Source organism: Mycobacterium sp. IS-1590, from assembly GCF_001500025.1.
Taxonomy (GTDB): Bacteria; Actinomycetota; Actinomycetes; order Mycobacteriales; family Mycobacteriaceae; genus Mycobacterium.
Genome location: NZ_LQIW01000034.1, coordinates 144,863 through 170,943, shown reverse-complemented (window position 1 = coordinate 170,943; position 26,081 = coordinate 144,863). Strand labels below are relative to the sequence as shown.

Sequence of the window (26,081 nt, the reverse complement as noted above, 5' to 3'; positions counted from 1 at the left end):
TTCTCATGCCCTGGACTCTGGTGTCTGTGATGAAGATGTGACTGGAGTGACTACTTCTGGTGACGGTAAAGGACGTTGTCCCAATAACGCGGTACCGACACGCACACATGTCGAGCCGTGTTTGACCGCCGCTTCGAGATCGTTCGACATCCCCGCCGACAACTCCAGGCGCTGCGCGAAACCGGCCTGGACCCTCTTGTACTCGGCGTTCACGCGCGCGAACGCCGCGTCCGCGTCCTCGCCGAGCGGAGGAATCGCCATCAGGCCGGCGAACGCCAACCCGGATGCGGCGTGCGCGGCGGCGCACAGCTCGTCGACGGCGTCGGGCCTGTCGATGTCGACACCGCCGCGGCTCTCGTCCCCGTCGAGGCTCAGCTGGATGAAGACGCGCAGCGGTTCACTTCGTCTGCCCTCGTCGAGCGCGGTGGACGCCGCGCGGCTCAGCGCCTCGATCAACCTGCGGGTGTCGACCGAATGCGCCGCGTACGCCCAACCGGCAATGGACCGCGCTTTATTGCGCTGTATCCGCCCGACCATGTGCCAGCGAATGGGTCCGATATCCGGAATGGAAGCGATTTCTGAGACTTTATTCGACGCTTCCTGTTCGCGTGATTCACCGAAAGCCTCGCAACCCAAACGACGAAGAATAACGACATCGTCGGCGGGGAAGAATTTGGTTACCGGTAACAATTCAATTTCGGTGATTTCGCGTCCCGCGGCACCGGCGGCGGCGGCGAGCCGTTTGCGCACGGCCGCCAGCGCTTCGCTCAGCTCGGCTGCGCGGGATGACGGCACGGTGTCGCTCACTCCATCCACACCAGCGAGGCCAGCCGTCCGGTCGGGGCGTCGCGTCGATGGCTGAACAGGTTGCGGTCCTCGACCGTGCAGCGAGGATCGACGTCGATGGCGGTGACGCCCAAAGTCGTTAATTGCCGGTGGATTCCGGCTCGCAGGTCCAGCGCGGGAGTGTTCTTGGCGCTCGTCGTGCGGCTGCCGGGCAACGCCGCTTCGACCTCGGCGGCCATGGCCGCGGGGACCTCGTAATTGCGCCCGCTCGCCGCGGGACCGAGCAATGCCGAGATGTCCTCGGCGTGCGCGCCGAGCGACAACATCACCTCGACGGTGCGCGCGACGACCCCCTTGTGCGCACCGACGCGCCCGGCGTGCACGGCGGCCACCACGCCCGCGCGGGCGTCGGCCAATAACACCGGAACGCAATCGGCGGTCACCACCGCCAAAGCCAATCGCGGTGTGGCGGTGACCAATGCGTCAGTTTTCTCGAAAGGTCGATCCGGGGCTTCGTCGACCACGACGACGTGATCGCCGTGCACCTGATCCATCCACACGATTGCGTCGTCGCCCAATCCGATGGCGTCGCCGAGCCGTTTGCGGTTGGCGGCCACGGCCGCCGGATCGTCGCCGACGTGATCGCCCAGGTTGAAGGTGTCGAACGGCGGCGCGGAGACGCCGCCGGCCCGTGTCGTGGTCACGCGCCGTATGCGAGCCGTCACGGTCGCCAGTATTACCGGATCAGTGGCGCATGAACGGCGGCACGTCGACGTCGTCGTCATCGTCCCCGCCGATACTGACCGTCGCGCCGTTGGTGTGGACCGGCACGCTCGCCGGATCGGCGGGCTCGAACAGCGATGTGCTCACCTTGCCGGCCTTACCCGGGACGATCCCCTGGCCTTCGGCCGGGCTGACCACCGGTTTGCGTCCCGGACCGGCGGAGTCGAAGCCCGCCGCGATCACCGTGACCCGCACCTCGTCGCCGAGCGAGTCGTCGATCACCGTGCCGAAGATGATGTTCGCGTCGGGATGAGCGGAGTCCTGCACCAGCGACGCGGCCTCGTTGATCTCGAACAGGCCCAGATCGCTGCCGCCCGCGACCGAGAGCAGCACACCCTGCGCCCCCTCCATCGACGCCTCCAGCAGCGGCGAGTTGATCGCGATCTCGGCGGCTTTGAGCGCACGGCCGTCACCGCGCGCGGAACCGATGCCCATCAGCGCCGTGCCCGCCCCGCTCATCACGCCCTTGACGTCGGCGAAGTCGACGTTGATCAGGCCGGGCGTGGTGATCAGGTCGGTGATGCCCTGGACACCGTTGAGCAGCACCTCGTCGGCGCTGCGGAACGCGTCCATCAGCGACACCGCGGCATCGCCCATCTGCAGCAGACGGTCGTTTGGGATCACGATGAGCGTGTCGCAGCTCTCCCGCAGCGCCTGGATTCCGTTCTCGGCCTGGTTACTGCGCCGCTTGCCCTCGAACGAGAACGGCCGTGTCACCACGCCGACGGTCAACGCGCCGAGCTTGCGCGCGATCGACGCCACCACCGGCGCGCCACCCGTGCCGGTGCCGCCACCTTCGCCCGCCGTGACGAACACCATGTCGGCGCCGCGCAGCAGTTCCTCGATGTCGTCCTTGGCGTCTTCGGCGGCCTTACGCCCCACCTCGGGGTCGGCGCCCGCGCCGAGACCGCGTGTGGAGTCACGGCCGACATCGAGCTTGACGTCGGCGTCGCTCATCAACAACGCCTGGGCGTCGGTGTTGATGGCGATGAACTCCACGCCTTTGAGGCCCTGCTCGATCATCCGGTTGACGGCATTGACTCCGCCGCCACCGATGCCGACCACCTTGATGACGGCGAGGTAGTTGTGTGGGGGGGTCATCGCGATCCCTTCCTCCCAAGTTGTCCGACGACACGCCGACCTTTTGGCAAACCCTAAACCTCAACCAGAGGGTTATAGTTATGTCAAGTTGTTCCGCGCAACCAGAACGGTAGGGCGAGGTCGCGACCTAGCGATGCAGGCGCGCCGACACGCGCGACAAATTTTTCGTGCAACGTCCGGTCATTTCACCGTCGGCAGGTCGGGACTCGACACGTCGTAGGTCTTACCCGGCTGAGTGAGCAGCGCCCCGAGTTTGAGTGCCTTCTCCTCGGTTCGGTCGGTGGTCCCCCACACCACCTCCCTGCCGTCGATGAGCTGCAGGGTGATGGCCGCGACCGAGGGGGCCGCGACGCGGGCGACCTGCGCGGCGACCTCCGGGCGCAGCGACGTCATCACCTGCAGCGCCGCCTTGGTCGGTTCGTCGTTGGGACCGGGGTTCTCGGTGTCGAGGTAGGGCACCCCCGGCGGCGGAGGGCCGATCGCGAAGTCGACGCCGTCGCGGTCGAACAGGTGCGGTCCGTCCGGATAGTCCTTGACCACCACCGGCACTCGCTCCACGACGGTGATCCGCAAGGTCGACGGGTACTGGCGCTGAACCCGCGCGCTGGCGATCCGCCGGATCGCGGCCACCCGTTCGGCGACGCTGTCGGTGTTCACCTGCAGCAGCGGCGTGCCCGGCGCGACGGCCGCCGCCGCGACGATCTCCTCCTGTGTCACCGCGCCCACACCGGTGACCACCGTGTTGCGCACCGCCATGACCGGGGTGAAATACAGCACCAGCCCGAGTCCGACGACGATGACGCTGATCAGCGCCGACCACATCAGCACCTTCAGGCCGCGGACGGTTCCTCGCCGCAGCTTTCGGGTCTGGTCCGCGGGCTTGCCCAGAGCACGCCGCTTGGCCTCCCTGCGGGCCTCCTCGATCGCCATCGCACGGGCCTGGGCCGCGCGGCGCTCCTCGCGCTCGCGACGCGCGCGCCGGCGCGGACCTTCGAAATCCGTTGCCTCGGGCGGTGTTTCCGCCTCTTGCGGCGTCTCCTGCCGCGGCGCGTCCTGCTGCGGCTCGGGCTCCACAGCGGGCTCGGGGGGCTCGTGGGGCTCCGGGTCACGGTCGCTCGGCCCGGTCATCGCGACCCCGGTGTGCTCCGGTTGGCCTTGACGCGCAGCGCGGTGAGGATCTCCGGGCCGAGCATCGTGACGTCACCGGCCCCCATCGTGACGACGACGTCGCCTGGCGCGGCGGCCTCGGCCACCCGCGCCGACACCGCCGAGAAGTCCGGCACATAGGTCCCCGGCACGCTGACGTGCTCGACGATGCTTGCGCCGCTGACCCCGGCGACCGGCTGCTCGCGAGCGGCGTAGACGTCGAGCACGAACACCTCGTCGGCCGCGTCGAGCGCCTGTCCGAATTCGCGTGCGAATGTCTGTGTGCGCGAATACAAATGGGGCTGGAAGACGACGATCGAACGACCACCGGCCTGCTCGGTGACGGTCCGCAGCGCACCGAGGGTGGCACGCACCTCGGTCGGATGGTGCGCGTAGTCGTCGAAGACCCGCACACCGTTGGCTTCTCCGACCAACTCGAACCGGCGCCGCACCCCTTCGAAACCGGCCAGCCCGTCGAGCACCGCATCGACCGGCGCCCCCGCCTCGACCGCCGCGAGCGTCGCGCCGATCGCGTTGAGCGCCATGTGTCGCCCCGGCACCGCCAGGCGCATCGCCCGCGGGTGCGGCTCGCCGGCGAGCTGGATGTGCGTCACCGCGCCGGTGTCATGCTGTTCCCAGTTCACCAAGGTGCCCTGCAGCGGGCGGCTGGGGTCGCTGCCGTAGCGCAGTACGCGGATGCCCAACTCCTCGGTGCGCTCGGCGAGCGCCGCGGCGCCTGGGTCGTCGGTGCAGACCACAAGCGCGCCACCGGGTTTGAGGCGTTCGACGAAGTCGTCGAATACCGCGCCGTAGGCTTCGGCGCTTCCGAAGAAGTCCAGATGGTCGGCCTCGATGTTCGTCACCACCGCGACATCTGGGCTGTACTCCAGCAGTGAGCCGTCGCTTTCGTCGGCCTCCGCCACGAAGACGTCGCCGCTACCGTTGTGGGCGTTCGTGCCCGCCTCGCCCAGATCGCCGCCGACCGCGAACGACGGGTCGAACCCGCTGTGCTGCAACGCCACGATGAGCATCGACGTCGTCGTGGTCTTACCGTGCGTTCCGGTCACCATCAGCGTGGTGTGGCCGTCCATCAGCTTGGCCAGGACCACCGGCCGCAGGATCACCGGGATACCGCGTCGACGGGCTTCCACCAGTTCGGGATTGGTCTTGGGGATGGCCGCGTGGGTGGTCACGACGGCGGTCGGCCCGCCGGGCAGCAGGTCCAGCGAGGAGGCGTCGTGCCCGATCCGGACCGCGGCGCCGCGGGCCCGTAGTGCGGCCACCGCCCGCGACTCCTTGGCATCGGAACCCGACACCAGCCCGCCGCGGTCGAGCAGGATGCGCGCGATGCCCGACATGCCGGCGCCGCCGATGCCCACCATGTGCACCCGCTGCAGCTCCTCGGGCAAGGACTTCGGTTTCACCGCAGACCCTTTCGGGGTTCGGCTCGGGCCACCTCCATGGCGATCTCGGCAACCCGCCTTGCCGCGTCGCGGTGACCGGCCAGCGCGGCACCGGCCGTCATCGTCTGCAACCGGCCGGTGTCGGTGAGCAGGTCGACGACGGTCTCGGCGACGAAAGCCGGCGACAAATCGGCATCGTCGACGAGCAGCCCGCCGCCCGCCTCGACCACGGGAAGCGCGTTGAGCCGTTGTTCGCCGTTGCCGATCGGCAGCGGAACGTACACCGCGGGTAACCCCACCGCGGTCAGCTCGGCGACCGTCATCGCGCCGGACCGGCACATTGCCACGTCGGCGGCGGCGTATGCGAGGTCCATCCGGTTCAGATAGGGCACGGCAACATACGGCGGATCGCCGTCGGCGGGGTCGCGCAGATCGAGTGTGTTTTTCGGGCCGTGGGCGTGCAGCACCGAAATGCCCGCCGCGGCAAGATCTTTGGCGGCCCCCGAAACGGCCCGGTTCAGCGACTGCGCGCCCTGTGAACCGCCGAACACCAACAGCACCCGGGCGTCGGGGGCGAAACCGAAGTGGGCGCGCGCCTCGGCCCGTAAGGCCGTGCGGTCCAAGGAGGTGATCGCCGCGCGCACCGGCACCCCCACCACCTCGGCGGTCCGGCCCAGTCCGGGGTCGGCAACGGCAGAGAGCACCCGCCGCGCCGAGCGCGCGCCGACCCGGTTGGCCCAGCCCGCGCTGGCGTTCGCCTCGTGCACCACCACCGGCACGCGCCTGCTTCTGCGCACACTGCGCGCCGCCAGATAGGCCGGCAGCGCGACGTAACCGCCGAAGCCGATCACCACGTCGGCCTCGACCTCGTCGAGCAGCGCCCGGGTCTGCCGTACCGCCCGCCGCACCCGCAGGGGCAGGCGCAGGAGGTCACCGGAGAATTTGCGCGGCAGCGGCACCGGCGTGATCAGCTCGAGGTGGTAGCCGCGTTCGGGGACAAGTCGGGTCTCCAGGCCGCGCTCGGTGCCCAGGGCGGTGATCCGCACGCCGGGCACGAGTTCGGTCAGGGCGTCGGCCACCGCCATCGCCGGTTCGACGTGTCCCGCGGTACCACCGCCCGCGAGCACCACGGATACTCCCCGGTCGTCCCCCGGCCGCCGAGGGACGGGACCCGTGTCGTTCACCCGTAACGCTGACCTTCCAGTGCGCGCCGCCGGCTGCTGTCCGTGCGACCGCCTCCATGATGCCTTGCCGCCCGGGCCGTCTTACCGGCCGTCTGGCGTTTGCGCGCGGTTTTGGGTGTCTGCCTGGCCGCGGGCTTGGGCGCCCGGGTCCGTTTAGGCGCGGGGCGTTTACCGGGTCGTTCCGAGCCGCGCCGGTTGAGCCGGTCGCGCACCGCCTCGGTTCGCGACGGCACGTAGGGCGCCGGTAGCGGCAGCCGGAGCAGCCTGTTGACCCGGTCGTCGCGTCCGGCCCGCAGCGCCGCCACCGCCTCCGGTTCGTGCCGCGCCGCGCTTGCCATGATGCCGATCATCAGAAGCGTTGTCGCCGTGGATGTTCCACCTGCCGAGATGAGGGGCAACTGCAGCCCGGTAACGGGGAGCAGGCCCACCACGTAGCCCACGTTGATGAACACCTGGCCCATGATCCACAGCGTCGCGGTGGCGGTGAGCAGGCGCAGGAACGGGTCCGCCGAGCGCCGCGCGATGCGCATACCGGTGTAGGCGAACAGGCCGAACAGGCACAGCAGGCCGCCGGCGCCGATGAAGCCGAGTTCCTCGCCGATGATCGCGAAGATGAAGTCGTTGTGCGCGTTGGGCAGGTAGTTCCACTTGGCCGCGCCCTGGCCGAGGCCGTCGCCGAACACGCCGCCGTTGGCCAGCGCGAACCGTGCCTGGCGGGCCTGATAGCCCGAACCCTGCGTGTCGGCGCCCGGGTTCAGCCAGGACTGCACCCGCGCCGAGCGGTACCCCTCGGCCATCGCCAGCACCGCGGCCGACACCACGACCATGAACAGCGAGGACACGAACACCCGCAGCGGCAGGCCGGCGTACCACAGCAGGCCCAGCAGGATGATGCCCAGCGACACCGTCTGTCCGAGGTCGGGCTGGGCGACGATGAGCGCCAGCGCCACGAACGCGGCCGGCACGAGCGGAATCAGCATCTCCCGCAGCGAGGCCTGTTCCATGCGGCGCGCGGCCAGTAGGTGCGCGCCCCAGATGGCGAACGCGATCTTGGCCAGCTCGGAGGGCTGCATCGAGAACCCCGCGATCACGAACCAGCCGCGCGAACCGTTGGCCACCGTGCCGATGCCCGGGATCAGCACCAGGATCAGCAGCACAATGGTCAGCGCGAAGCTGGAGAACGCCATGCGCCGCATCAGTTGCACCGGGATCCGCATCGCGACGTAGAACGCGAACAGCCCGACGACCGTCCACATCACCTGCTTGGCGAACACGACCCACGGTGACCCGTCCTGGTCGTAGGAGTACACCCCGGACGCCGACAACACCATCGTCAGACCCAGCGTGGTCAGCAGCGCGGCCACCGCGATGATGAGGTGAAACGACGTCATCGGGCGACCGAGCCAGGCCCCGACCCGGGTTCGAGGGCCGGCGGTTGCGGACACCGGCTCGGCCGGTTTGTCCTCGGCGCCCGTCCTGCGGAGCCGCAGCCGGGTCAGGATGGTCGTCATCGGCGACTATCGGGTCAGGGCGCGCACGGCGTCGGCGAACGCGTCGCCGCGGTGGCTGTAGCCGCTGAACTGGTCGAAGGAGGCGCCGGCGGGGGCCAGCAGCACCGTGTCGCCGGACCGGGCCAGACCTCGGGCGGCGTCGACCACTGCGGCCATGATCGCGTCACCGGACTGCGCTTCGCCGAGTCTGATCACATCAGTAACAGGACTAACATCCGACCCATTTGTCCCTTGCACCCCAAAATCCTCCCCCGTCACAACCTCGATGACGGGTACATCCGGGGCGTGTCGCGATAACGCCTCGGCGATCACGGCCCGGTCGCGGCCGATCAACACCGCTCCGACCAGCCGCTTCGCCATCGAAGCGAGCAGTTCGTCGACCGAGGCGCCCTTGAGCAGGCCGCCGGCAACCCACACCACCCGCGGGTACGCGGCAATCGATGCCTGCGCGGCGTGCGGATTGGTGGCCTTCGAGTCGTCGACATACGTGACGCCGTCAACCGTGCCGACCACCTCCGCGCGGTGTCTGCCGACCCGGAACCCGGCGAGCGCCTCGGCGATGGCCGACGGTGGTACGTCGACCGCGCGGGCCAGCGCCGCGGCGGCGAGCGCGTCGAGCACGCCCACGGGACCGGCCACCGGGATCGACGCCGCGTCGGCCAGTGCCCATCCGCCCTCGGGCGGCTCACCGAAGGCGTTGTCCACGAGCCTGCCGCCGACGACGCCCAGTTCGCCCGGCCCGGGTTCGGCCAACCGGAACCCGACGCGAGTCGGAGCGGCCGCCGTGTCCAGGAGCCCCGCGGCCACCGGATCGTCGAGGCCGACCACGGCGACGCGGCCGTCGAGCACACGGGCCTTGGCGCGGGCGTAGGCGGCCATGGACCCGTGCCAGTCGAGGTGGTCCTCGGCGACGTTGAGCACCACACCTGCGTCCGGCCGCAGCGACGGCGCCCAGTGCAGCTGGAAGCTGGACAGCTCGACGGCGAGCAGGTCGGACGGTTCGGCGAGGACGTCGAGCACGGGGTTGCCGATGTTGCCGCACAGCACCGCGGATCGCCCGGCGGCGACGAGCATGGCGTGCAGCATCGACGTCGTCGTGGTCTTGCCGTTGGTCCCGGTGACCACGAGCCAGCGCCGCGACGGCCCGAACCACCCCGCCCGGTCCAGCCGCCAGGCCAGTTCCACGTCGCCCCAGACCGGCACGCCCGCCGTTGCGGCCGCGGCCAGCACGGGCGTCGTGGGCGCGAACCCGGGACTGGTGATGACGAGCGCGTACTCGCCGATGGTGGCCTGGGCCTGCGCGGTGGTGACAACCCTGGCGGGGGTGATCAGCCGCTGCAACGCCAACGGATCGTCGTCACAGATCGTCAGCCGCACGCCGGTGGGCTCCAGCACGGCGCTCACCGAGCGGCCGGTCAGGCCCGCGCCGGTGACCAGCACCCGGGCGCCGGGGACCAGCGGCTCGAGATGGGTCATGTCAGGCACCGACGGTCGTCAACCACTCGCTGTAGAACAACGCGACGCCGAGCCCGCAGGCGATCGCGGTGAGCAGCCAGAACCGGATGATCACCGTGGTCTCGGCCCACCCCACCAACTCGAAGTGATGGTGAAACGGCGCCATGCGGAACACCCGGCGGCCCGTCGTGCGGAACGCCAGGATCTGCACGACGACCGACACCACCTCGGCGACGAACAGGGCCCCGAGCACCACGGCCAGCATCTCGGTGCGGCTGGCCACCGAGAGCCCGGCGATGATGCCGCCGAGGGCCAGCGAGCCGGTGTCGCCCATGAAGATCTTGGCAGGCGCGGCGTTCCACCACAGGAATCCGATGCAGGCGCCCGCGGTGGCGGCGGCGATGATCGCCAGATCCAGGGGGTCGCGCACGTTGTAACAGCCCAGGCCCGGGCTCGTCGCACAGGCGTTGCGGAACTGCCAGAACGTGATCAGCACGTAGGCCGCGCACACCATCGCCATCGCACCCGCGGCCAGCCCGTCCAGCCCGTCGGTGAAGTTCACCGCGTTCGACCACGCGCTGACCACCACGATGCAGAACAACACGAACAACACGGGCGGCAGTGTGACCGTGGCGATCTCGCGCACATAGGACAGTTCGGCGCTGCCGGGCGTCAGCCCGTCGGCGTTGCGGAACTGCAGGGCCAGCACACCGAAGATCACGGCGGCGGCCAGGATGCCCACGGTCTTGGCGGTCTTGTTGAGCCCGAGGTTGCGGGAACGCCGGATCTTGATCAGGTCGTCGACGAATCCGACGACGGCCAGCGCGCTGGCCAGAAACAGCACGAGCAGGCCCGACGCCGACGGTCCCCGGCCGTCGATCACGACGCCGACGAGGTGGGTGCCCAGGTAGCTGGCCCAGATGCCTGCGACGATCGCCACGCCACCCATCGAGGGTGTGCCACGCTTCTTGGCATGGGTGGGCGGCCCGTCCTCGCGGATCTCGTGGCCGAACCCCTGCCGGGTGAACAGCCGGATCAGCACCGGGGTGAGCAGGATCGAAACCGTCAGCGCGATGCCGACGGCGATGAGGATCTGCCTCATGCGTTCGGGTCCCGGGGTTCGGCGAGCAGCGCTTCGGCCAGCGCGCCGAGACCGGCCGCGTTCGACGCCTTCACCAGCACCACGTCGGAAGGTTGCAGTTCGGCGCGCAGCAGTTCCAGCGCCGCGTCGGTGTCGGGGACCATGGTGGCCTCAGCCCCCCACGATCCCTCCATCACCGCGCCGTGGTGCATGGCGCTCATGGTCCTCCCGGTTCCGACGACGATGAGTCGTGACACATCTAAGCGCACGGCCAGTCGACCGATGCGGTCATGCTCGGATATCGCGTCGTCACCGAGTTCGGCCATCTCGCCGAGCACCGCCCAGCTGCGCCGGCGGCCCCCGCCTTCGCGGGCCATCCACGCCAGCGCCTTGAGGCCCGCGCCCATCGAGTCCGGGTTGGCGTTGTAGGCGTCGTTGATGACGGTGACGCCGTCGCTGCGGGTGGCGACCTGCATGCGATGTCCGGACACCGGACCGGCGGTGGCCAGCGCGGCGGCCACCTGCTCGAGGGAGGCGCCGCATTCCAGCGCCACGGCCGCCGCGCACAGGGCGTTGGACACCTGGTGGTCACCGTGCACGGCCAGCGCGACGTCGACCCGGTCACCGCCGGCGTGCAGGGTGAACCGTGGCCTGGCCAGCTCGTCGAGCGTGACCGCATTGGCCCACACGTCCACCTGGCGGCCGGCCGGCTCCCGCGACACCGCCACGATGCGCGCGGCGGTCTTTGCGGCCATCGCGGCCACCGCACTGTCGTCGACATTGAGTACGACGGCCCCAGATGCCGGAACTGCTTGCGGCAGTTCGGATTTGGTCTCGGCGATGGCCTCCCGCGAACCGAATTCGCCCAGATGTGCGGTGCCCACGTTGAGCACCACCGCGATCGAGGGCGGGGCGATCGCGGCCAGCGCCGCGATGTTGCCGCGATGCCGAGCCGACATCTCCAACACCAGGAAGTCGGTGGACGGCGTCGCGCGCAGCACCGTCCAGGGATGTCCGAGTTCGTTGTTGAACGAGCCCGGCGGCGCGATCACCTCGCCGAGGGGGGCCAGTACCGCCGCGACCAGATCCTTGGTCGAGGTCTTACCCGAGGATCCGGTGATACCGATGATCGTGAGCTTGCCCGCGACGAGTTCGGCGGCGACCGCAGCGGCCAGCTTGGCCAACGCCGCGAGCACGGCTGCCCCCGAACCGTCGACGTCGTGTTCGAGTACGCCCGCCGCCCGGTCGGACGTCTCCGGTGTCGGATCGACGACGATCGCCGGCACCCCGACCGGGCGGGCGGCCAGCACCGCGGCCGCCCCGGCCCGCACCGCCGCGGCGGCGAAGTCGTGTCCGTCCGAGCGGGCTCCCGGCAGCGCGAGGAAGAGACCGCCCGGTGTGACGGCCCGCGAGTCGAACTCGACGGTGCCGGTGACCCGGGTGATGGCGGCGTCCGCTTCGGAGATGTCGGCGATCCGGCCGCCGACGATCTCGGCGATCCGGGCCAGCGTGTAGTCGATCATGACCGGCGTCCGTCGAGGGCGCGCGCCAACTCCTCGCGGTCGTCGAAGGGTCGGGTGACCCCGGCGCTGGTCTGCCCTGCCTCGTGGCCTTTCCCCGCGACGAGCACGACGTCCCCGGGTCGCGCCCACGCCACCGCGTGCTCGATCGCAGCGCGGCGATCGCCGATCTCGACGACCTCCGCGGGGCCCTCCGCGCCGGCCAGGATCGCCGCGCGGATCTCGGCGGGATCCTCGTCGCGGGGATTGTCGTCGGTCACCACCACCAGATCGGCCAGTTCGGCGGTGACGCGGCCCATCGGCCCCCGCTTGCCGGGGTCGCGGTTACCGCCCGCGCCGAACACGACCGCCAACCGGCCGTCGCCCTGCGCCCGCAACGTCTCCAGCACGGCCTGCAGGGCGCCCGGCTTGTGCGCGTAGTCGACCAGCGCCAGGAAATCCTGGCCGCACTCGACGGGCTCCATCCGCCCCGGCACGGTCGCGGTGCGCAGGCCGGGCACGGCCTGTTCGGGTGACACACCGACAGCGTCGAGCAGCGCGATCGCGAGCAGGCAGTTGGCCACGTTGTAGCGCCCGGGCAACCCGATCTGCAGATGATGGTGCACCCCCGCCGGGTCCACCGCGACGAACTCCTGCGCGTTGCGTCCGACCGTGCGGACGTCCTCGATGCGCCAGTCGGCGACCCGGCCGGTCGCGCTGACCGTCACCGGTTCGCGGGCCAGCCTGGCCATCTCCCGGCCGGCATCGTCGTCGACGCACAGCACGGAAAGGTCTGCGTGAGTGGGGGATTCGGGAGCGAACAGTCGCGCCTTGGCCTCGAAGTAGTCCAGCATCGTCGGGTGGAAGTCGAGATGGTCGCGGGACAGGTTGGTGAACCCGCCGACCGCGAAGCGCACCCCGTCGACGCGGCCGAGGGTGAGCGCGTGGCTCGACACCTCCATCACGACGGTGTCGACGCCCTGCTCCACCATCACCGCGAGCAGGGCCTGCAGATCCGGTGCCTCGGGCGTGGTGAGGACGCTGGCCTGATCGCGTCCGTCGATCCGGATGCCGACGGTGCCGACGAGTCCGGCCACCCGCTGCGCCGATCGCAACCCGGCCTCCACCAGATAGGTGGTGGTGGTCTTGCCGGAGGTGCCGGTGACCCCGATGACCCGCAGCCGCTCGGACGGCCGCCCGTACACCTCGGCGGCCAGCGCGCCCAGCACCGACCGCGGAGCCGGATGGACCACGACGGGTGTGTCCACCTCGGATCCCAACAGCGTCAGCCCGTCGGGGTCGGTGAGGATCGCCCCCGCACCGCGTGCGATCGCCTCGCCGGCGTAGCGGGCCCCGTGCGAAGCTGCGCCCGGCAGCGCCGCGAACAGGTCACCGGGTTCGACGTCCCCGCTGCGCAGCGTGACGCCGGTGACGCGGACGTCCGGTACGGCACCGCCCGCGGGTACCGCCTGGACCTGCCCGGCCAGTGGCCCGAGCGCCGCGCCGGCGGGATGGCTGGGTCGCAGGTTCATGGCGTTGACACAGTACCCAGTCGCCTGTGCGGCCTCCGCGTCATATCGGCGCCGCCGGTGCGCTCGTCAGTCGGCTACCAGGGTCAATCGCGAGTCGGGATCGGGCGACAGCGGCACGTTCTCGCGCTGCAGCAGCCAGGAGGCGATGTTGTGGAACAGCGGCGCCGATGTGGTGCCGGGCTGCCCGTCGGCCGTGCGCTGCGGGTGGTCCATCATGATGGCGACGACATAGCGCGGGTCGTCGGTGGTGGCGATGCCGGCGAAGGTGATCCAGTAGACGTCGCTGTAGTAGCACCCGCAGGCGGGGTTGATCTGCTGGGCGGTGCCCGTCTTCCCGGAGATCTGGTAGCCCTCGACGGCCGCCTGCGACCCCGTGCCCTGCTGCACCCCGGTGGGGTCGCGCTGCACCGTGGCCCGCAACATGTGCCGCACCGTCTTGGCGGTCTCCGGCGAGACCACCCGAACGCCCTCGGGGCGAGGCTCGTCGGTGCGGGTGCCGTCGGCGGCGATGGTGGTCTTGACGATGCGCGGCGGGACCCGCACCCCGTCGTTGGCGATCGTCTGATACATGCCGGCCATCTGGAGCAGGGTCATCGAAAGGCCCTGTCCGATGGGCAGGTTGGCGAATGTGCTGCCCGACCACTGGTCGATCGGCGGGACCAGGCCCGCACTCTCGCCCGGCAGCCCCACCCCGGTGCGCTGACCGAGGCCGAATTTGCGGACCATCTCGAAGAAGCGCTCCGGGCCGAGTCGCTGCGCCAGCATCAGCGTGCCGACGTTGGAGGACTTACCGAAGATGCCCGTCGTGGTGTAGGGCATCGTCCCGTGTTCCCAGGCGTCCCCGACGGTGACACCACCCATGTGGATCGACCCCGGGACCTGCAGCACCTCGTCGGGATGCGACAGCCCGTACTCGATGACCGATGCGGCGGTGACGATCTTGTTGACCGAACCCGGTTCATAGGGCGAGGACACCGCGGGGTTTCCGAGCTGGCGGTGCTCCTGCCTGCCGATGTCCTGGCTCGGGTCGAACGTGTTGTCGTTCGCCATCGCCAGCACCTCGGCGGTCTTCGCGTCCAGGACGACCGCCGAGACGTTCTTGGCGCCGGACAGGTTTTTGGCCTGCTGCACCTGCTGTTGGACGTAGAACTGGATGTCGTCGTCGATGGTCAGCATGACCGTGGAACCGTCGACCGCGTCGTGGCGGTTGCGGTAACTGCCCGGAATGACCACACCGTCGGAGCCCCGGTCGTAGGTGATCGAGCCGTCCGTACCCGCGAGCACGGCATCGAGGGAATCCTCCAGCCCCAGCAGCCCGTGACCGTCCCAGTCGATGCCGCCGACGATGTTGGCCGCCAGCGAGCCGCCCGGGTACTGGCGCAGGTCCTGGCGCTCCGAACCGACCTCGGGGAACTTCTTGGTGATCGCCTCGGCGATGGCGGGGTCCACCGCCCGCGCGAGATAGACGAACGTCTCGTTGCTCTTGAGCTTCTTGAGGACGGTGGCCGAGTCCGGCTTGTTGTTCAGCCGCAACGCCACCTCGGCGGCGATGTCGCGCAGCCTGCGGTCGGGTTCGGGCGCCTCCGTGCTTTTCGCCCTGGCCTCCTCCAGTTGCTTGCGGACCCGTTGCGGCTGGAAGGTCAGCGCGCGCGCCTCGATGGTGAAGGCGAGCTTGTCGTTGTTGCGGTCGACGATCGCCCCGCGCACGGCCTTGTCGACGTCGGTCACCTTGAGCTGGCTCGCCGCCTCGGCCCGCAACCCGTCGGCGCGCGGCACCTGAAGGTGGAACAGCTGCCCCGCCGCGACGATCAACACCAGGAAGATCGCCGCGTTGCCCACTCGATGCCGGAACACGAAAGATGCGCTGCGCAGCCCGGTTTCGGTGATCGGAGCACGAGTCCGTCTGGCTTTGGCCGAGCGCTCCTGAGAACCGGCCGCCGCCGGAGCGGCCTTGCGGGCCCGGCGCTCGCCGCGGCTCATGCGACGGGACCAGCCGGAGGCGCGGGCGCAGGCGGCACGACCGCGGGGCTGAACTGTTCGGCGCCGGGTACGGGACCCGGCAGCAGCTGCGGGTTCGGGATGTGCAGCGCGTCGGGCGGGACCATCGGCGCGGCCGGCGGGACCACCGGCCCCGGTACGGCACCGGGCGCCGGCGGCTGCCCCGGAAGCGACTGCGGCACAGGGGTGGGCGCCGTCCGCGTCGGCATCCGGACGGTGACCTCGCGGGGATCGACGACCCGCGGTGCGGGCGGGCGCGGTCCCGGTGGGGGCGCCTGCGGTGTCGCGTCGGGCAGCGGTGTGTTCAGCGGCGGCGGCGGAACGCCTTCTGCCGGTTTGGGCGTGCCGACCACCACCCAGTTACCCGCCGGATCCTGCACCAGGTGGGCGGTGTCGCGGGACGGGATCATCCCGAGCTCACGCGCGGCTTCGGCCAACGCCGGGGCGGCCTGCGCCTCCAGCACATCGCGCTCGAGGGCTTCCTTCTGTTGCAGCAGAGCCTGATTCGTCTCGCGAGCGTTGCCCAGTTGATAGGAGCGCTCGGCGGCATCGGTGGACAACCACAGCGTCGTGCCCAGGCCCATCCCCAGCGACCCGATCACCAGCACCACGAACGGCACCCTGGCCACGAGGGCCCGCGGGCTGAGCTCCACCGAGGCCAGCCTGACGATGATGCGCTGGCGTAACGGTGTCCGAACGACCTTCGGTGCCTTGGCCTTACGTGCCTTGGCCCGCGCCTTTGCCTGGCTGGCGCTCTTGGGCCTGCCCGGCGCGCCGACCGGACGCGGGATGGGGTTGGTCTGGGGCGCCGAGCGCTGGGGCCGCTGCTCGCGGCTCGGCTTGCGCCGCGCCTGCGCGTCCGTCGAGCGCCGCTGAGCACCGGTGCGGCGACGTTCGTCGGCGCCGCGGACCCCTTTTGCGCGCTTGGTCTGCTTGGCCCCTTTGGGCTGTTTGGCCTGCTTGGCGTTCACCTGGGTGCCCCCACCTTCTCCAGTGCTCGTAGCCGCACGGGCGCGCTACGCGGGTTCCGTTCGATCTCCTCGGGAGCTGCACGCTCGGCACCGCGAGTCAGTGCGACGAACTTCGGCTCATGCCCGGGTAGTTCCACCGGTAGGCCTGGAGGCGTCCTGGACGCCGTTGCGGAGGCGAAGGCCGCCTTGACGATGCGGTCCTCGAGGGACTGGTAAGCCATCACCACGATGCGCCCACCGGGCGCCAGAGCGTTCAGCGCCGCGGGCAACGCGTCGCGCAGCGAGTCCAGTTCGCCGTTGACCGCGATCCGAAGCGCTTGGAACGTGCGCTTCGCCGGGTGCCCGCCGGTGCGGCGCGCCGGGGCCGGAATCGCCTGGTACAGCAGCTCGACCAGCTCCCCGGTGGTCCGGAACGGCTGGCGGGCGCGCCTGCGGACGAGTTGGGCCGCGATCCGGCTCGCGAAACGTTCCTCACCGAATTCACGCAGGAGCCGGGTCAACGATTTCTGGTCGTAGGTGTTCACCACATCGGCGGCGGTCAGTTCCGCGTCGGGATCCATCCGCATGTCCAGTGGCGCGTCGGCGGCGTAGGAGAACCCGCGTTCGGTGCGATCGAGCTGCATCGAGGACACGCCGAGGTCGAAAAGGACCCCATCGGCCTGGCTCGCCCAGTAGCCGTCGTCCCCGAGCACCCCGCCGATGCCGTCGTACCGCGTGCGGACCAGCATCACCCGATCACCGAACCGCGACAGGCGTTCACCGGCGATCCACAACGCATCGGGGTCGCGGTCCAAGCCGATCAGCCGCAGACCGGGCAGCTCGGTCAGGAAGCGCTCCGCGTGTCCGCCGGCTCCGAGAGTGGCGTCGACCAGCACCGCACCCTCACCGTCGGAACTTTGCCGCGTCAGTGCGGGGGTGAGCAGTTCGACGCAGCGGTCCAGCAGGACGGGAACGTGTCCGTGATCGCTGCTGCGCCGTTCCATCGCCGCGCCTCCCTCGCCTCCACCCGAAACCCCTGCACCGGGGTCCCTGTCCGAGAGCACGGACCTGGCGTCGGGGAAGTACGCCAGGGCCGGTTCGGGCAGAGGCCGCGATGCACGGGCTGGATGCCTGTGCCTGCCTCGACTCGTCGCCGAATCAGATGATGTCGTGCAGAGCTTCATCGGTGGCCGCGGAGAAGTTCTCTTCATGGGTCTGCTGGTACTCCTGCCATGCGGCGGAGTCCCAGATTTCCAGGTAGTCGACCGATCCGATCACCACGCAGTCCTTCGACAGGTTCGCGTAGCGGCGGTGATCGGCCGACAGCGTGATTCGGCCTTGTGCGTCGGGATGCTGTTCGTCGGTGGCGGCGGCCAGGTTCCGCAGGAATGCGCGTGCTTCCGGGTTGCTACGCGATGCCTGCGACGCCCGTCGGGCCAGCTTCTCGAACTCGGCGCGCGGATAGACGGCAAGGCTGTGATCTTGGCTTTTGGTGACCATCAACCCTCCTGCCAGCGCGTCGCGGAACTTGGCGGGCAGCGTGAGCCGCCCCTTGTCGTCGAGCTTCGGCGTGTAGGTGCCGAGAAACATCTCGCCACCTCCCCGCCGGTCAACAGAGCCCCGGTCGCTCCGTTGTCCGCCACTTTACCCCACAATCCCCCACCTTCCACCATTTGTGCCACGAATTTCCTGGTGAGTCCCCACGCTGCGCCCCACACCGGGCGGCGTGCGGCTGGCGACGCCCCGGGTTTGAGCGCTATCGGAGGAAAAAGCCCAGGTCAGAGTCGGGTGGGCCGACTGTGGGGCTCAGTGGGGCGATCGGCGGCCGAACACACGAAAAAAGGGGCAGTCCGCCATGCGGGCTGCCCCTTGTGTCGTGTCGGTTCCTATTCGTCGAAGCGACGCCGGAAGCGATCCTCCATGCGGCTGGCAAACGACCCACCCGCGCCCTTGCCCCGCTTCTGCCGGGCGGCGCCCGGTTCGGCGACCGACCGGTCGCGGCCACCGGGAACCCGCGGGCCCGTGATCGCGAACACCACACCGCCGAACATCACGATGAAGCCGAGAACCGAGAGCACCGGAAAGCCACTGATCTGGGTGGCTGGGATCGCGACACCGGACACCAGCATCGCGAGCCCGAGCACGAAGAGCGCGGCGCCTTGAAGGCGACGCCGGGTCGAAGGTGCGCGCAGGGTTCCGCCGCGGACACTCGAAGCGAACTTCGGGTCCTCGGCATAGAGCGCGCTCTCGATCTGGTCGAGCATGCGCTGCTCATGATCGGAGAGTGGCATTCGTCCCTCCCTCGGAACCCAGGGGCCCACCGCGGCCAACTCATTGTTCAAAGTCTTGTGTGCCCGCCTTCACGGGCATCTAACAGTCATGATACGAGGTCGATCTGAGCCGTACCACCTTGTTCGACGCCCGATTGTATGACGGACGCCGCCGCGTGAGAGGCGCAGGCGGATCCACTCGATAATGGTTGGGACGGCACCGCCCCGACCCGCGGAGAGGCAGACACAGTTGGCGACATTTCTCATCGATCTGTCGCCGAGCGATATGCAGCGCCGACTCGGTGACGCGCTCGCGGTCTACGTCGACGCGATGCGCTATCCGCGCGGCACCGAGGCCCAGCGGGCGTCGATGTGGCTCGAGCACACCCGCAGGCCCGGGTGGAAGGCCGTCGCGGCGGTGACCGTCGGCCAAGCCGAGGACCCCCCCGGCGAGGCCGAACTGGCCTCCGCCCCGATGGTCGGCATCGCCTACGGCTACTGCGGCGCCCCCGACCAGTGGTGGCAGCAGCAGGTGGTGGCCGGGCTGCAGCGGGTGGGCACCGATCGCAACTCCATCGCCGCGTTGATGACCAGCTACTTCGAACTCACCGAACTGCACATCCACCCCCGCGCTCAGGGCCACGGGCTCGGTGAGGCGTTGGCTCGCCGACTGCTCTCCGACCGCCAGGAGTCCCACGTGTTGTTGTCGACGCCGGAGATCAACGGTGAGGCCAACCGGGCCTGGCGGCTGTACCGCAGGCTCGGCTTCACCGATGTCATCCGTGGCTACCATTTCGCGGGCGATCCGCGGGCTTTCGCCATCCTGGGCCGGTCACTGCCGCTCTGACACGGATTTGATGTCGCCGACGCCTCGGCTCGCCTCGGTCTGGCACGATGACCACGTGCCGGCCCGCCCCCGCAGCAGCAGAACCCGCTTGCTCGCACTCGTGATGCTGATCCTCGTCGTGCTTCCGACCGCCGTCGGCTGCGTCCGGGTGCGGGCCTCGATCACGGTCTCCCCCGACGACCGGGTGTCCGGTCAGATCATCGCGGCGGCAAAGCCGCGCAACGCCGACGACAAGGGCCCGCAGCTGCTGAACAACCTGCCGTTCGCCAGCAAGGTGGCGGTCTCGGAGTACAGCCGCGACGACTACGTCGGGTCCCAGGCGGTGTTCTCCGACCTCACCTTCGCCGAACTGCCTCAGCTGGCCAACATGAACCGCGACGCCGCCGGTGTCGACCTGTCGTTGCGCCGCGCCGGTGACCTCGTCATCCTCGAGGGTCGCGCCGACCTCACGTCGCTCAGCGACTCCGAGGCCGACGTGTCGCTGACCGTGTCGTTCCCTGGCGAAGTCACCTCGACCAACGGTGATCAGGTGTCGGCCGAGATCGTCGAGTGGAAGTTGCGGCCGGGTGTGGTCAGCACAATGAACGCCCAAGCCCGCTACACCGATCCCAGCGCGCGGTCGTTCACCGGCGCCGCGATCTGGCTCGGCCTCGGCTCCTTCGTCGTGGCCGCCATCATCGGGGCGCTGGCGTACGTGAGCCGCGACCAATCGCCCAAAGTGGGCGAAGCCCGCGAATAGGGGCCGGGACGGCCCGGGCCGCACCCCTCCTCACTTGCTCGGACCACACACGCAGGCTCTACGCTGAAGGCGTTCGGGGCAGGGTCGTCGCACAGAGAAAGGGGCGCCCGCTGAGCGTGCATGCCACGGCACCGTCAGCCGTCGAGCTGGCCGGCGCCGTCACCGACCAGCTGCGGGATTATCTGCAGGAGCGTCGCAGCGAATGCGCCTACATGGGCGACGACTACGCCGAAATGACCGCCGCACTGGAGGAATTCGTGCTGCGCGGCGGCAAGCGGTTGCGGCCCGCATTCGCCTACTGGGGCTGGCGGGCGGTCGCCGACCGGCCCGAGAATCCCCTCGACCCGGATGTGCTGCGGCTGTGTTCGGCGCTCGAACTGCTGCACGCCTGCGCCCTCGTCCACGACGACGTCATCGACGCCTCGGCGACCCGCCGCGGGCTGCCGACGGTGCACCGGTTGTTCACCGAGCGCCACCGCACACACGGCTGGCGCGGCTCGGCCGAGCAGTTCGGCATGTCGGCGGCGATCCTGCTCGGTGACCTGGCGCTGGTCTGGGCCGACGACGTCGTCGCCACGGCCGACCTGCCCGCCGACGCGGCCGTGCGGGTCCGCCGCGTGTGGAGCGCGATCCGCACCGAGGTGCTCGGCGGGCAGTACCTCGACATCGTCGCCGAGGCCAGTGGAGCCGACTCGGTGGCCTCGGCGCTGACGGTCAACATCTACAAGACCGCCTCGTACACGATCACCCGGCCGCTGCAGCTCGGCGCCGCCGCGGCCGCCGACCGGCCCGACGTCCAGGCCGCCTTCGGAGAGTTCGGCACCGACCTCGGCGTGGCGTTTCAGCTGCGCGACGACGTGCTCGGGGTGTTCGGGGATCCCGCGGTCACGGGCAAGCCGTCCGGTGACGACCTGCGGGCAGGCAAGCGCACCGTGTTGCTGGCCGAGGCGGTCGAGCTGGCGGAGGAGACCGACCCCGCGGCGGCGAAACTGCTACGCACCTCCATCGGGTCGACGCTGTCCGATGCCCAGGTCAAGGAACTGTGCACGGTGATCGAGTCCGTCGGCGCGCTGGCCGCGGTGGAGAACCGCATCTCCGACCTCACCCGCCGCGCGCTGGGCGCCCTCGATTCCGCCGCCATCGACGCCCATGCCAAAGCGGGGTTGTCCGAGCTCGCTCGATTGGCCGCGAACCGAACCGCATAACGATGACGACCTCCCCCTCGACCTCATCGACACGGCCGTCGAAAGCCGGCTTGACTCAGCATGTTTCGCGGTTGGCCTCGTTCGCGACATCGCCGCAGGCCCAACCCGCCCGGCTGGGCTTCGTCGGCGCCGTCCTGATCACCGCGGGAGGGTTGGGTGCGGGCAGCACGCGACTGCACGACCCGCTGCTGGAGTCGCTGCACCTGTCGTGGCTGCGGTTCGGACACGGGCTGGTGCTGTCGTCGATCCTGTTGTGGGGCGGTGTCGCACTGATGCTGGCGGCGTGGCTGTGGCTGGGCCGCCGGGTGGTCGACCGCACCGCGACCGAGTACACGATGGTGGCCACCACCGGCTTCTGGCTGGCGCCGCTGCTGCTGAGCGTCCCGCTGTTCAGCCGCGACACCTACTCTTACCTCGCGCAGGGGGCACTGCTGCGAGACGGCCTCGACCCGTACGCGGTCGGACCCGTCGACAACCCGAACTCGTTGCTGGACAACGTCAGTCCCATCTGGACCACCACGACTGCGCCGTACGGGCCGGGTTTCATCCTGATCGCCAAGTTCGTGACGATGCTGGTCGGCAACGACGTCGTCGCGGGCACGATGTTGTTGCGGTTGTGCATGCTTCCCGGCTTGGCGTTGCTGATCTGGGCCGCGCCGCGGGTGGCCAGGCACATCGGCGCCGACGGCGCGACCGCGCTGTGGATCTGCGTGCTCAACCCGCTGGTGATCATCCATCTGATGGGCGGAGTGCACAACGAGATGCTGATGGTCGGCCTGATGATGGCCGGCATCGCCCTGACATTCTCCGGACGCCACCTCTGGGGCGGGGGCCTGATCGCCGCCGCGGTTGCGGTGAAAGCGACCGCGGGACTGGCACTTCCGTTCATGGTCTGGGTGTGGGCGCGCGACCTGCGAAACAGGCGCGACTTCTCGGCGGTCAAGGCGTTCGTGGTGGCGACAACGGCCTCGGCGCTGATCTTCACCGCGGTGTTCGCGGTGCTGTCGTTGGCCGCCGGTGTCGGACTGGGTTGGCTCACCGCCTTGGCGGGCTCGGTGAAGATCATCAACTGGCTGACCCTGCCCACCGCGGCGGCCAACGTCATCAACGCCGTCGGCGGCCTGTTCCTGCCGGTGAACTTCTACGCGGTGCTCGACGTCGCCAGGATTATCGGCATCGCGCTCATCGCGCTGTCACTTCCGTTCGTGTGGTGGCGGTTTCGGCACACCGACCGCGAGGCGCTGACCGGTATCGCGGTGGTGATGGTGATCGTGGTGCTCCTCGTGCCCGCGGCGCTGCCCTGGTACTACACCTGGCCGTTGGCCGTGGTGGCCGCGCTGGCTCAGAGCCGGCGGTCGATCGCGATCATCGCGGGCCTGTCGACGTGGATCACCGTGATCTGGAAACCCGATGGGGCACACGGGATGTACTCGTGGCCACACGTGCTGCTGTCGGTGGCGTGCGCCGCGGTGGCGTGGTACTCGCTGAAGAACGCGCCGCGAGCGGTCAATAAGCCATCGCCTGCGCCCGGCGCACCACCTCACGGGCCTGATGCGAGTGAAGAGCATCAACCGGCCGAGCGTTAGCGAGATCGTCGGTCGTGCCGTCGCGCCTGATGGTCAGGGAGGCGTCGGGTGTGAACAGCCAGCGCACGATCTCGGTGTCGTGGTAGCCCCCGTCGCGCAGCACGACGAGTAGTCCGGGCAGGCTCTTCACGACGTGGCCGGTGTCGTCGAAGAACACCTTCGGAACCACGACCGCGCCGCCGCGCCGGACGCCGATCAGATGGCCGTCGCGCAACTGTTGCTGCACTTTCGTCACCGCGACGCCGAGCATCTCGGCGACGGTGGGTAGGTCGTAGACGTCCTCGGCGGGATCGAGGACATCCTCGGAGGCCGGAATGCTGCTCACCACACCGAGTCTAAATCCGGTAACCGTCGGCCGTAGCGGCAAAGCAGGCGGTGTCGCGCTCCGTAACATGTCTGCGGTGGAGGCCTACCCGCGGACGGACCCGCTGCCGGGAACCGTGCTCGACGGTCGGTACCGCGTCGACGTGATGATCGCGACCGGAGGCATGTCCGCTGTGTACCGCGGACTCGATCTGCGGCTGGATCGCCCGGTCGCGCTGAAGGTGATGGACAGCCGGTATGCGGGTGACTCGCAGTTCCTGACCCGCTTCCAACGCGAGGCACGCGCGGTCGCGCGACTGACCGATCCCGGCCTGGTCGCGGTGTACGACCAGGGCGGCGGCCGCATGGGCGGCCCGCCCCCCTTCCTGGTGATGGAACTCGTCGAGGGCGGCACGCTGCGCGAACTGCTGCGCGAACGCGGGCCGATGCCTCCACATGCCGCCGCCGCGGTACTGGGCCCGGTCCTCGGCGGGCTGGCCGCGGCGCACCGCGCAGGCCTGGTGCACCGCGACGTCAAACCCGAGAACGTGCTGATCTCCGACGATGGCGACGTCAAGATCGCCGACTTCGGTTTGGTGCGGGCCGTGGCCGAAGCGAAGATCACGTCGACCAGCGTCATTCTGGGCACCGCGGCGTATCTGTCCCCCGAACAGGTCAGCACCGGCGACGCCGACACCCGCAGCGACGTCTACTCGGCGGGCATCCTGACCTACGAACTGCTGACCGGTCGCACTCCGTTCGCGGGCGACTCGGCGCTGGCCGTGGCGTATCAGCGCATGGACAACGACGTCCCGGCACCGAGCTCGGTGATCGCGGGCGTTCCCGCACAGTTCGACGACCTGGTGTTGCGCGCCACCGCACGCGATCCGGCTCGGCGCTACGCCGATGCCCGGGAGATGGGTGACGACCTGGACGCGATCGTCGACGAACTCGGCTTGCCACCGTTCCGGGTCCCCGCGCCGCGCAACTCCGCCCAGCACGCCTCGGCGCCCCTGCATCCTCCGCCGCCCGCGCCTGCGGCCCCACCCGCGTCACGCCAGGCGACCCGGACGCTACCGCGCGACGACTGGCAAGCCCCCGAACCCGAGTACCAGCCGGTGTCGGGACGGTTCGCCGGAATCGAGCTCGAGGAATTCCACTGGGCGCGGCAGCGCTCCAGGCGCGCACTGCTCGCCTGGGTGGTCGCCGTGATCACGCTGACGGCGCTGATCGCGGCGGCCGCGTGGACGGCCGGCAGCAACCTGACCAACCTGATCTAGTCGGACTCCGACTAATCGCGCAGCATCTCGGCGACCAGGAACGCGAGCTCCAGGCTCTGCTGGGTGTTCAAGCGCGGATCGCACGCCGTCTCGTAGCGCCCGGCGAGGTCGGCGTCCGAGATGTCCTGCGCCCCACCGAGACATTCGGTGACGTTCTCACCGGTGATCTCGACGTGGATGCCCCCGGGATGGGTGCCCAGCGCCCTGTGCACCTCGAAGTAGCCCTGGACCTCGTCGACGATGCGGTCGAAGTGGCGGGTCTTGTAGCCGGTCGAGGACTCGTGGGTGTTGCCGTGCATGGGATCGCACTGCCAGATCACCTGATGGCCGGTGGCCTGCACCTTCTCGATGATCGGCGGCAGCAGGTCCCGCACCTTGTTGTTACCCATGCGGGTGACCAGCGTGAGCCGGCCCGGCTCGTTGTTCGGGTCGAGGCGTTCGACGTACTCGACGGCGAGCTCCGGTGTCATGGTCGGGCCGAGCTTGACCCCGATCGGGTTCGCGATCACCTCCGCGAACGCGATGTGTGCGCCGTCGAGCTGACGGGTGCGCTCGCCGATCCACACGTAGTGCGCGGACAGGTCGTAGAGCTTCGAGCCCTGATCGGTCTCCGACAGCCGCAGCATCGCGCGCTCGTAGTCGAGCACCAGCGCCTCGTGGCTGGCGTAGATCTCGGCGGTCTCCAGGTTGCGGTTGTCGACCCCGCACGCGCTCATGAACGTCAGCGCGCGGTCGATCTCACCGGCCAGCGCCTCGTACCGGGCACCGGCGGGCGACGTGCGGACGAACTCGCGGTTCCAGTCGTGCACCAGGTGCAGCGACGCGAGGCCCGAACCGGTCAGGGCACGCACCAGGTTCATCGCGGCGCTCGCGTTGGCGTACGCGCGGACCAGCCGCGACGGGTCATGCTCACGGACCGCGGCGTCGGGCGCGAAACCGTTGATCATGTCGCCGCGGTAGGACCGCAGGCCCAGCGCGTCGATGTCGGCCGAACGCGGTTTGGCGTACTGGCCTGCGATGCGGGCCACCTTGACCACCGGCACGCTGGCGCCGTAGGTCAACACCACGGCCATCTGCAGCAACGCGCGCAGGTTGGCCCGGATGTGGGGCTCGGTGTTGTTGACGAAGGTCTCGGCACAGTCGCCGCCCTGAAGCAGGAACGCCTCGCCGCTGGCAACGGCGGCCAGCTGGCTCTTGAGCCGTTCCACCTCGGCGGGCACCGTCACCGGAGGCACGCTCTCGAGCACGGTGCGCATGTTCTTCGCCGCCTCGACATCCCAGGTCGGCTGCTGCACCGCGGGCTTGGCGAGCGCGGCGTCGAGCCGCTGCCGCAGCTCATCGGGCAGCGGCGGCAACGAGGGCAGCTGTTCGATGGGTACGTCGACGGTCCAGTTCACCCGTTCATGGTAACGGCCCGCGACA

At 69.7% G+C, this 26,081-nt stretch carries 23 protein-coding genes; 5 read left to right on the top strand and 18 right to left on the bottom strand.

Features of this window, described 5'->3' with window-relative positions:
* Positions 1-3: 3 nt before the first annotated feature.
* The 16 genes from AU197_RS18440 to AU197_RS18365 form a co-directional block, all read right to left on the bottom strand.
* The gene (locus AU197_RS18440) at positions 4-807 is read right to left on the bottom strand and encodes a YggS family pyridoxal phosphate-dependent enzyme (protein WP_502687889.1); all 804 of its coding nucleotides are present in this window, start codon (positions 805-807) and stop codon (positions 4-6) included.
* A complete protein-coding gene (gene pgeF / locus AU197_RS18435) occupies positions 804-1,511 on the bottom strand; it encodes a peptidoglycan editing factor PgeF (RefSeq protein WP_064404146.1) in 708 nt (235 codons plus the stop codon). Before pgeF ends, AU197_RS18440 begins: the two co-directional genes overlap by 4 nt.
* A 19-nt stretch (positions 1,512-1,530) precedes the next feature.
* A complete protein-coding gene (gene ftsZ / locus AU197_RS18430) occupies positions 1,531-2,670 on the bottom strand; it encodes a cell division protein FtsZ (protein WP_064404144.1) in 1,140 nt (379 codons plus the stop codon).
* Positions 2,671-2,850: 180 nt separating this feature from the next.
* Positions 2,851-3,798, bottom strand: coding sequence for a cell division protein FtsQ/DivIB (locus AU197_RS18425; RefSeq protein ID WP_064404142.1), 948 nt, complete (start codon positions 3,796-3,798; stop codon positions 2,851-2,853).
* A complete protein-coding gene (gene murC / locus AU197_RS18420) occupies positions 3,795-5,198 on the bottom strand; it encodes a UDP-N-acetylmuramate--L-alanine ligase (RefSeq protein ID WP_064404497.1) in 1,404 nt (467 codons plus the stop codon). The genes AU197_RS18425 and murC overlap by 4 nt, the downstream gene beginning before the upstream one ends.
* A 38-nt stretch (positions 5,199-5,236) precedes the next feature.
* On the bottom strand, positions 5,237-6,403 hold the full coding sequence (gene murG, locus AU197_RS18415; RefSeq protein ID WP_064404140.1) for an undecaprenyldiphospho-muramoylpentapeptide beta-N-acetylglucosaminyltransferase: 1,167 nt from the start codon (positions 6,401-6,403) through the stop codon (positions 5,237-5,239).
* Positions 6,400-7,905 (bottom strand): putative lipid II flippase FtsW, encoded by a 1,506-nt coding sequence (gene ftsW / locus AU197_RS18410; RefSeq protein WP_197415600.1) that lies wholly within the window; start codon positions 7,903-7,905, stop codon positions 6,400-6,402. Before ftsW ends, murG begins: the two co-directional genes overlap by 4 nt.
* Before the next feature lie 15 nt (positions 7,906-7,920).
* Positions 7,921-9,399, bottom strand: coding sequence for a UDP-N-acetylmuramoyl-L-alanine--D-glutamate ligase (gene murD, locus AU197_RS18405; RefSeq protein WP_197415587.1), 1,479 nt, complete (start codon positions 9,397-9,399; stop codon positions 7,921-7,923).
* Positions 9,392-10,471 (bottom strand): phospho-N-acetylmuramoyl-pentapeptide-transferase, encoded by a 1,080-nt coding sequence (mraY, locus tag AU197_RS18400; protein WP_064404135.1) that lies wholly within the window; start codon positions 10,469-10,471, stop codon positions 9,392-9,394. Before mraY ends, murD begins: the two co-directional genes overlap by 8 nt.
* Entirely contained in the window at positions 10,468-11,973 is a 1,506-nt protein-coding gene (locus tag AU197_RS18395) for a UDP-N-acetylmuramoyl-tripeptide--D-alanyl-D-alanine ligase (protein ID WP_064404133.1), read from the bottom strand. The genes mraY and AU197_RS18395 overlap by 4 nt, the downstream gene beginning before the upstream one ends.
* Positions 11,970-13,481: a UDP-N-acetylmuramoyl-L-alanyl-D-glutamate--2,6-diaminopimelate ligase gene (locus AU197_RS18390; protein WP_064404131.1), complete on the bottom strand. Its 1,512-nt coding sequence runs from the start codon at positions 13,479-13,481 to the stop codon at positions 11,970-11,972. The genes AU197_RS18395 and AU197_RS18390 overlap by 4 nt, the downstream gene beginning before the upstream one ends.
* A 66-nt stretch (positions 13,482-13,547) precedes the next feature.
* Positions 13,548-15,461: a peptidoglycan D,D-transpeptidase FtsI family protein gene (locus tag AU197_RS18385; protein ID WP_064404128.1), complete on the bottom strand. Its 1,914-nt coding sequence runs from the start codon at positions 15,459-15,461 to the stop codon at positions 13,548-13,550.
* Entirely contained in the window at positions 15,458-16,450 is a 993-nt protein-coding gene (gene ftsL, locus AU197_RS18380) for a cell division protein FtsL (RefSeq protein WP_064404127.1), read from the bottom strand. The genes AU197_RS18385 and ftsL overlap by 4 nt, the downstream gene beginning before the upstream one ends.
* On the bottom strand, positions 16,447-17,613 hold the full coding sequence (gene rsmH, locus AU197_RS18375; RefSeq protein WP_197415599.1) for a 16S rRNA (cytosine(1402)-N(4))-methyltransferase RsmH: 1,167 nt from the start codon (positions 17,611-17,613) through the stop codon (positions 16,447-16,449). The genes ftsL and rsmH overlap by 4 nt, the downstream gene beginning before the upstream one ends.
* Positions 17,588-18,019 (bottom strand): division/cell wall cluster transcriptional repressor MraZ, encoded by a 432-nt coding sequence (mraZ, locus tag AU197_RS18370; RefSeq protein ID WP_064349961.1) that lies wholly within the window; start codon positions 18,017-18,019, stop codon positions 17,588-17,590. The genes rsmH and mraZ overlap by 26 nt, the downstream gene beginning before the upstream one ends.
* A 296-nt stretch (positions 18,020-18,315) precedes the next feature.
* Complete coding sequence (locus AU197_RS18365; RefSeq protein ID WP_064404124.1) at positions 18,316-18,720, bottom strand: SCO2097 family morphological protein; 405 nt, start codon at positions 18,718-18,720, stop codon at positions 18,316-18,318.
* 229 nt (positions 18,721-18,949) lie between these two features.
* Here AU197_RS18365 and AU197_RS18360 point away from each other — a divergent pair, with 229 nt between their 5' ends.
* From AU197_RS18360 to AU197_RS18345, 4 genes are all read left to right on the top strand, one after another.
* Positions 18,950-19,546, top strand: coding sequence for a GNAT family N-acetyltransferase (locus tag AU197_RS18360; protein WP_064404122.1), 597 nt, complete (start codon positions 18,950-18,952; stop codon positions 19,544-19,546).
* A 103-nt stretch (positions 19,547-19,649) separates the two neighbouring features.
* Positions 19,650-20,285, top strand: coding sequence for an LppM family (lipo)protein (locus AU197_RS18355; RefSeq protein WP_197415598.1), 636 nt, complete (start codon positions 19,650-19,652; stop codon positions 20,283-20,285).
* Positions 20,286-20,401: 116 nt separating this feature from the next.
* Positions 20,402-21,490, top strand: a complete 1,089-nt coding sequence (idsA2, locus tag AU197_RS18350; protein WP_064404119.1) for a bifunctional (2E,6E)-farnesyl/geranyl diphosphate synthase — start codon at positions 20,402-20,404, stop codon at positions 21,488-21,490.
* Between the two features lie 2 nt (positions 21,491-21,492).
* A complete protein-coding gene (locus AU197_RS18345; RefSeq protein WP_064404117.1) occupies positions 21,493-23,076 on the top strand; it encodes an alpha-(1->6)-mannopyranosyltransferase A in 1,584 nt (527 codons plus the stop codon).
* Here AU197_RS18345 and AU197_RS18340 read toward each other — a convergent pair.
* Positions 22,997-23,401 (bottom strand): Rv2175c family DNA-binding protein, encoded by a 405-nt coding sequence (locus tag AU197_RS18340; protein ID WP_064404496.1) that lies wholly within the window; start codon positions 23,399-23,401, stop codon positions 22,997-22,999. The genes AU197_RS18345 and AU197_RS18340 overlap by 80 nt on opposite strands.
* 67 nt (positions 23,402-23,468) lie before the next feature.
* Here AU197_RS18340 and AU197_RS18335 point away from each other — a divergent pair, with 67 nt between their 5' ends.
* Positions 23,469-24,659 (top strand): protein kinase domain-containing protein, encoded by a 1,191-nt coding sequence (locus AU197_RS18335; RefSeq protein WP_064404115.1) that lies wholly within the window; start codon positions 23,469-23,471, stop codon positions 24,657-24,659.
* Between the two features lie 11 nt (positions 24,660-24,670).
* On the opposite strand, the gene AU197_RS18330 is transcribed toward AU197_RS18335, so the two are convergent.
* Positions 24,671-26,056, bottom strand: a complete 1,386-nt coding sequence (locus tag AU197_RS18330; RefSeq protein ID WP_064404113.1) for a class II 3-deoxy-7-phosphoheptulonate synthase — start codon at positions 26,054-26,056, stop codon at positions 24,671-24,673.
* Positions 26,057-26,081 lie beyond the last annotated feature (25 nt).

Bases quoted from the DNA above. Each gene is read 5' to 3' on its own strand.
- AU197_RS18365 (WP_064404124.1), bottom strand. From the start codon at position 18,720: ATGCCACTCTCCGATCATGAGCAGCGCATGCTCGACCAGATCGAGAGC.
- AU197_RS18390 (WP_064404131.1), bottom strand. From the start codon at position 13,481: ATGAACCTGCGACCCAGCCATCCCGCCGGCGCGGCGCTCGGGCCACTG.
- AU197_RS18385 (WP_064404128.1), bottom strand. From the start codon at position 15,461: ATGAGCCGCGGCGAGCGCCGGGCCCGCAAGGCCGCTCCGGCGGCGGCC.
- murC (WP_064404497.1), bottom strand. From the start codon at position 5,198: ATGGTGGGCATCGGCGGCGCCGGCATGTCGGGCATCGCGCGCATCCTG.
- AU197_RS18425 (WP_064404142.1), bottom strand. From the start codon at position 3,798: ATGACCGGGCCGAGCGACCGTGACCCGGAGCCCCACGAGCCCCCCGAG.
- AU197_RS18345 (WP_064404117.1), top strand. From the start codon at position 21,493: ATGACGACCTCCCCCTCGACCTCATCGACACGGCCGTCGAAAGCCGGC.
- AU197_RS18395 (WP_064404133.1), bottom strand. From the start codon at position 11,973: ATGATCGACTACACGCTGGCCCGGATCGCCGAGATCGTCGGCGGCCGG.
- mraY (WP_064404135.1), bottom strand. From the start codon at position 10,471: ATGAGGCAGATCCTCATCGCCGTCGGCATCGCGCTGACGGTTTCGATC.
- AU197_RS18355 (WP_197415598.1), top strand. From the start codon at position 19,650: ATGCTGATCCTCGTCGTGCTTCCGACCGCCGTCGGCTGCGTCCGGGTG.
- mraZ (WP_064349961.1), bottom strand. From the start codon at position 18,019: ATGTTTCTCGGCACCTACACGCCGAAGCTCGACGACAAGGGGCGGCTC.
- AU197_RS18335 (WP_064404115.1), top strand. From the start codon at position 23,469: ATGTCTGCGGTGGAGGCCTACCCGCGGACGGACCCGCTGCCGGGAACC.
- rsmH (WP_197415599.1), bottom strand. From the start codon at position 17,613: ATGAAGCTCTGCACGACATCATCTGATTCGGCGACGAGTCGAGGCAGG.
- ftsZ (WP_064404144.1), bottom strand. From the start codon at position 2,670: ATGACCCCCCCACACAACTACCTCGCCGTCATCAAGGTGGTCGGCATC.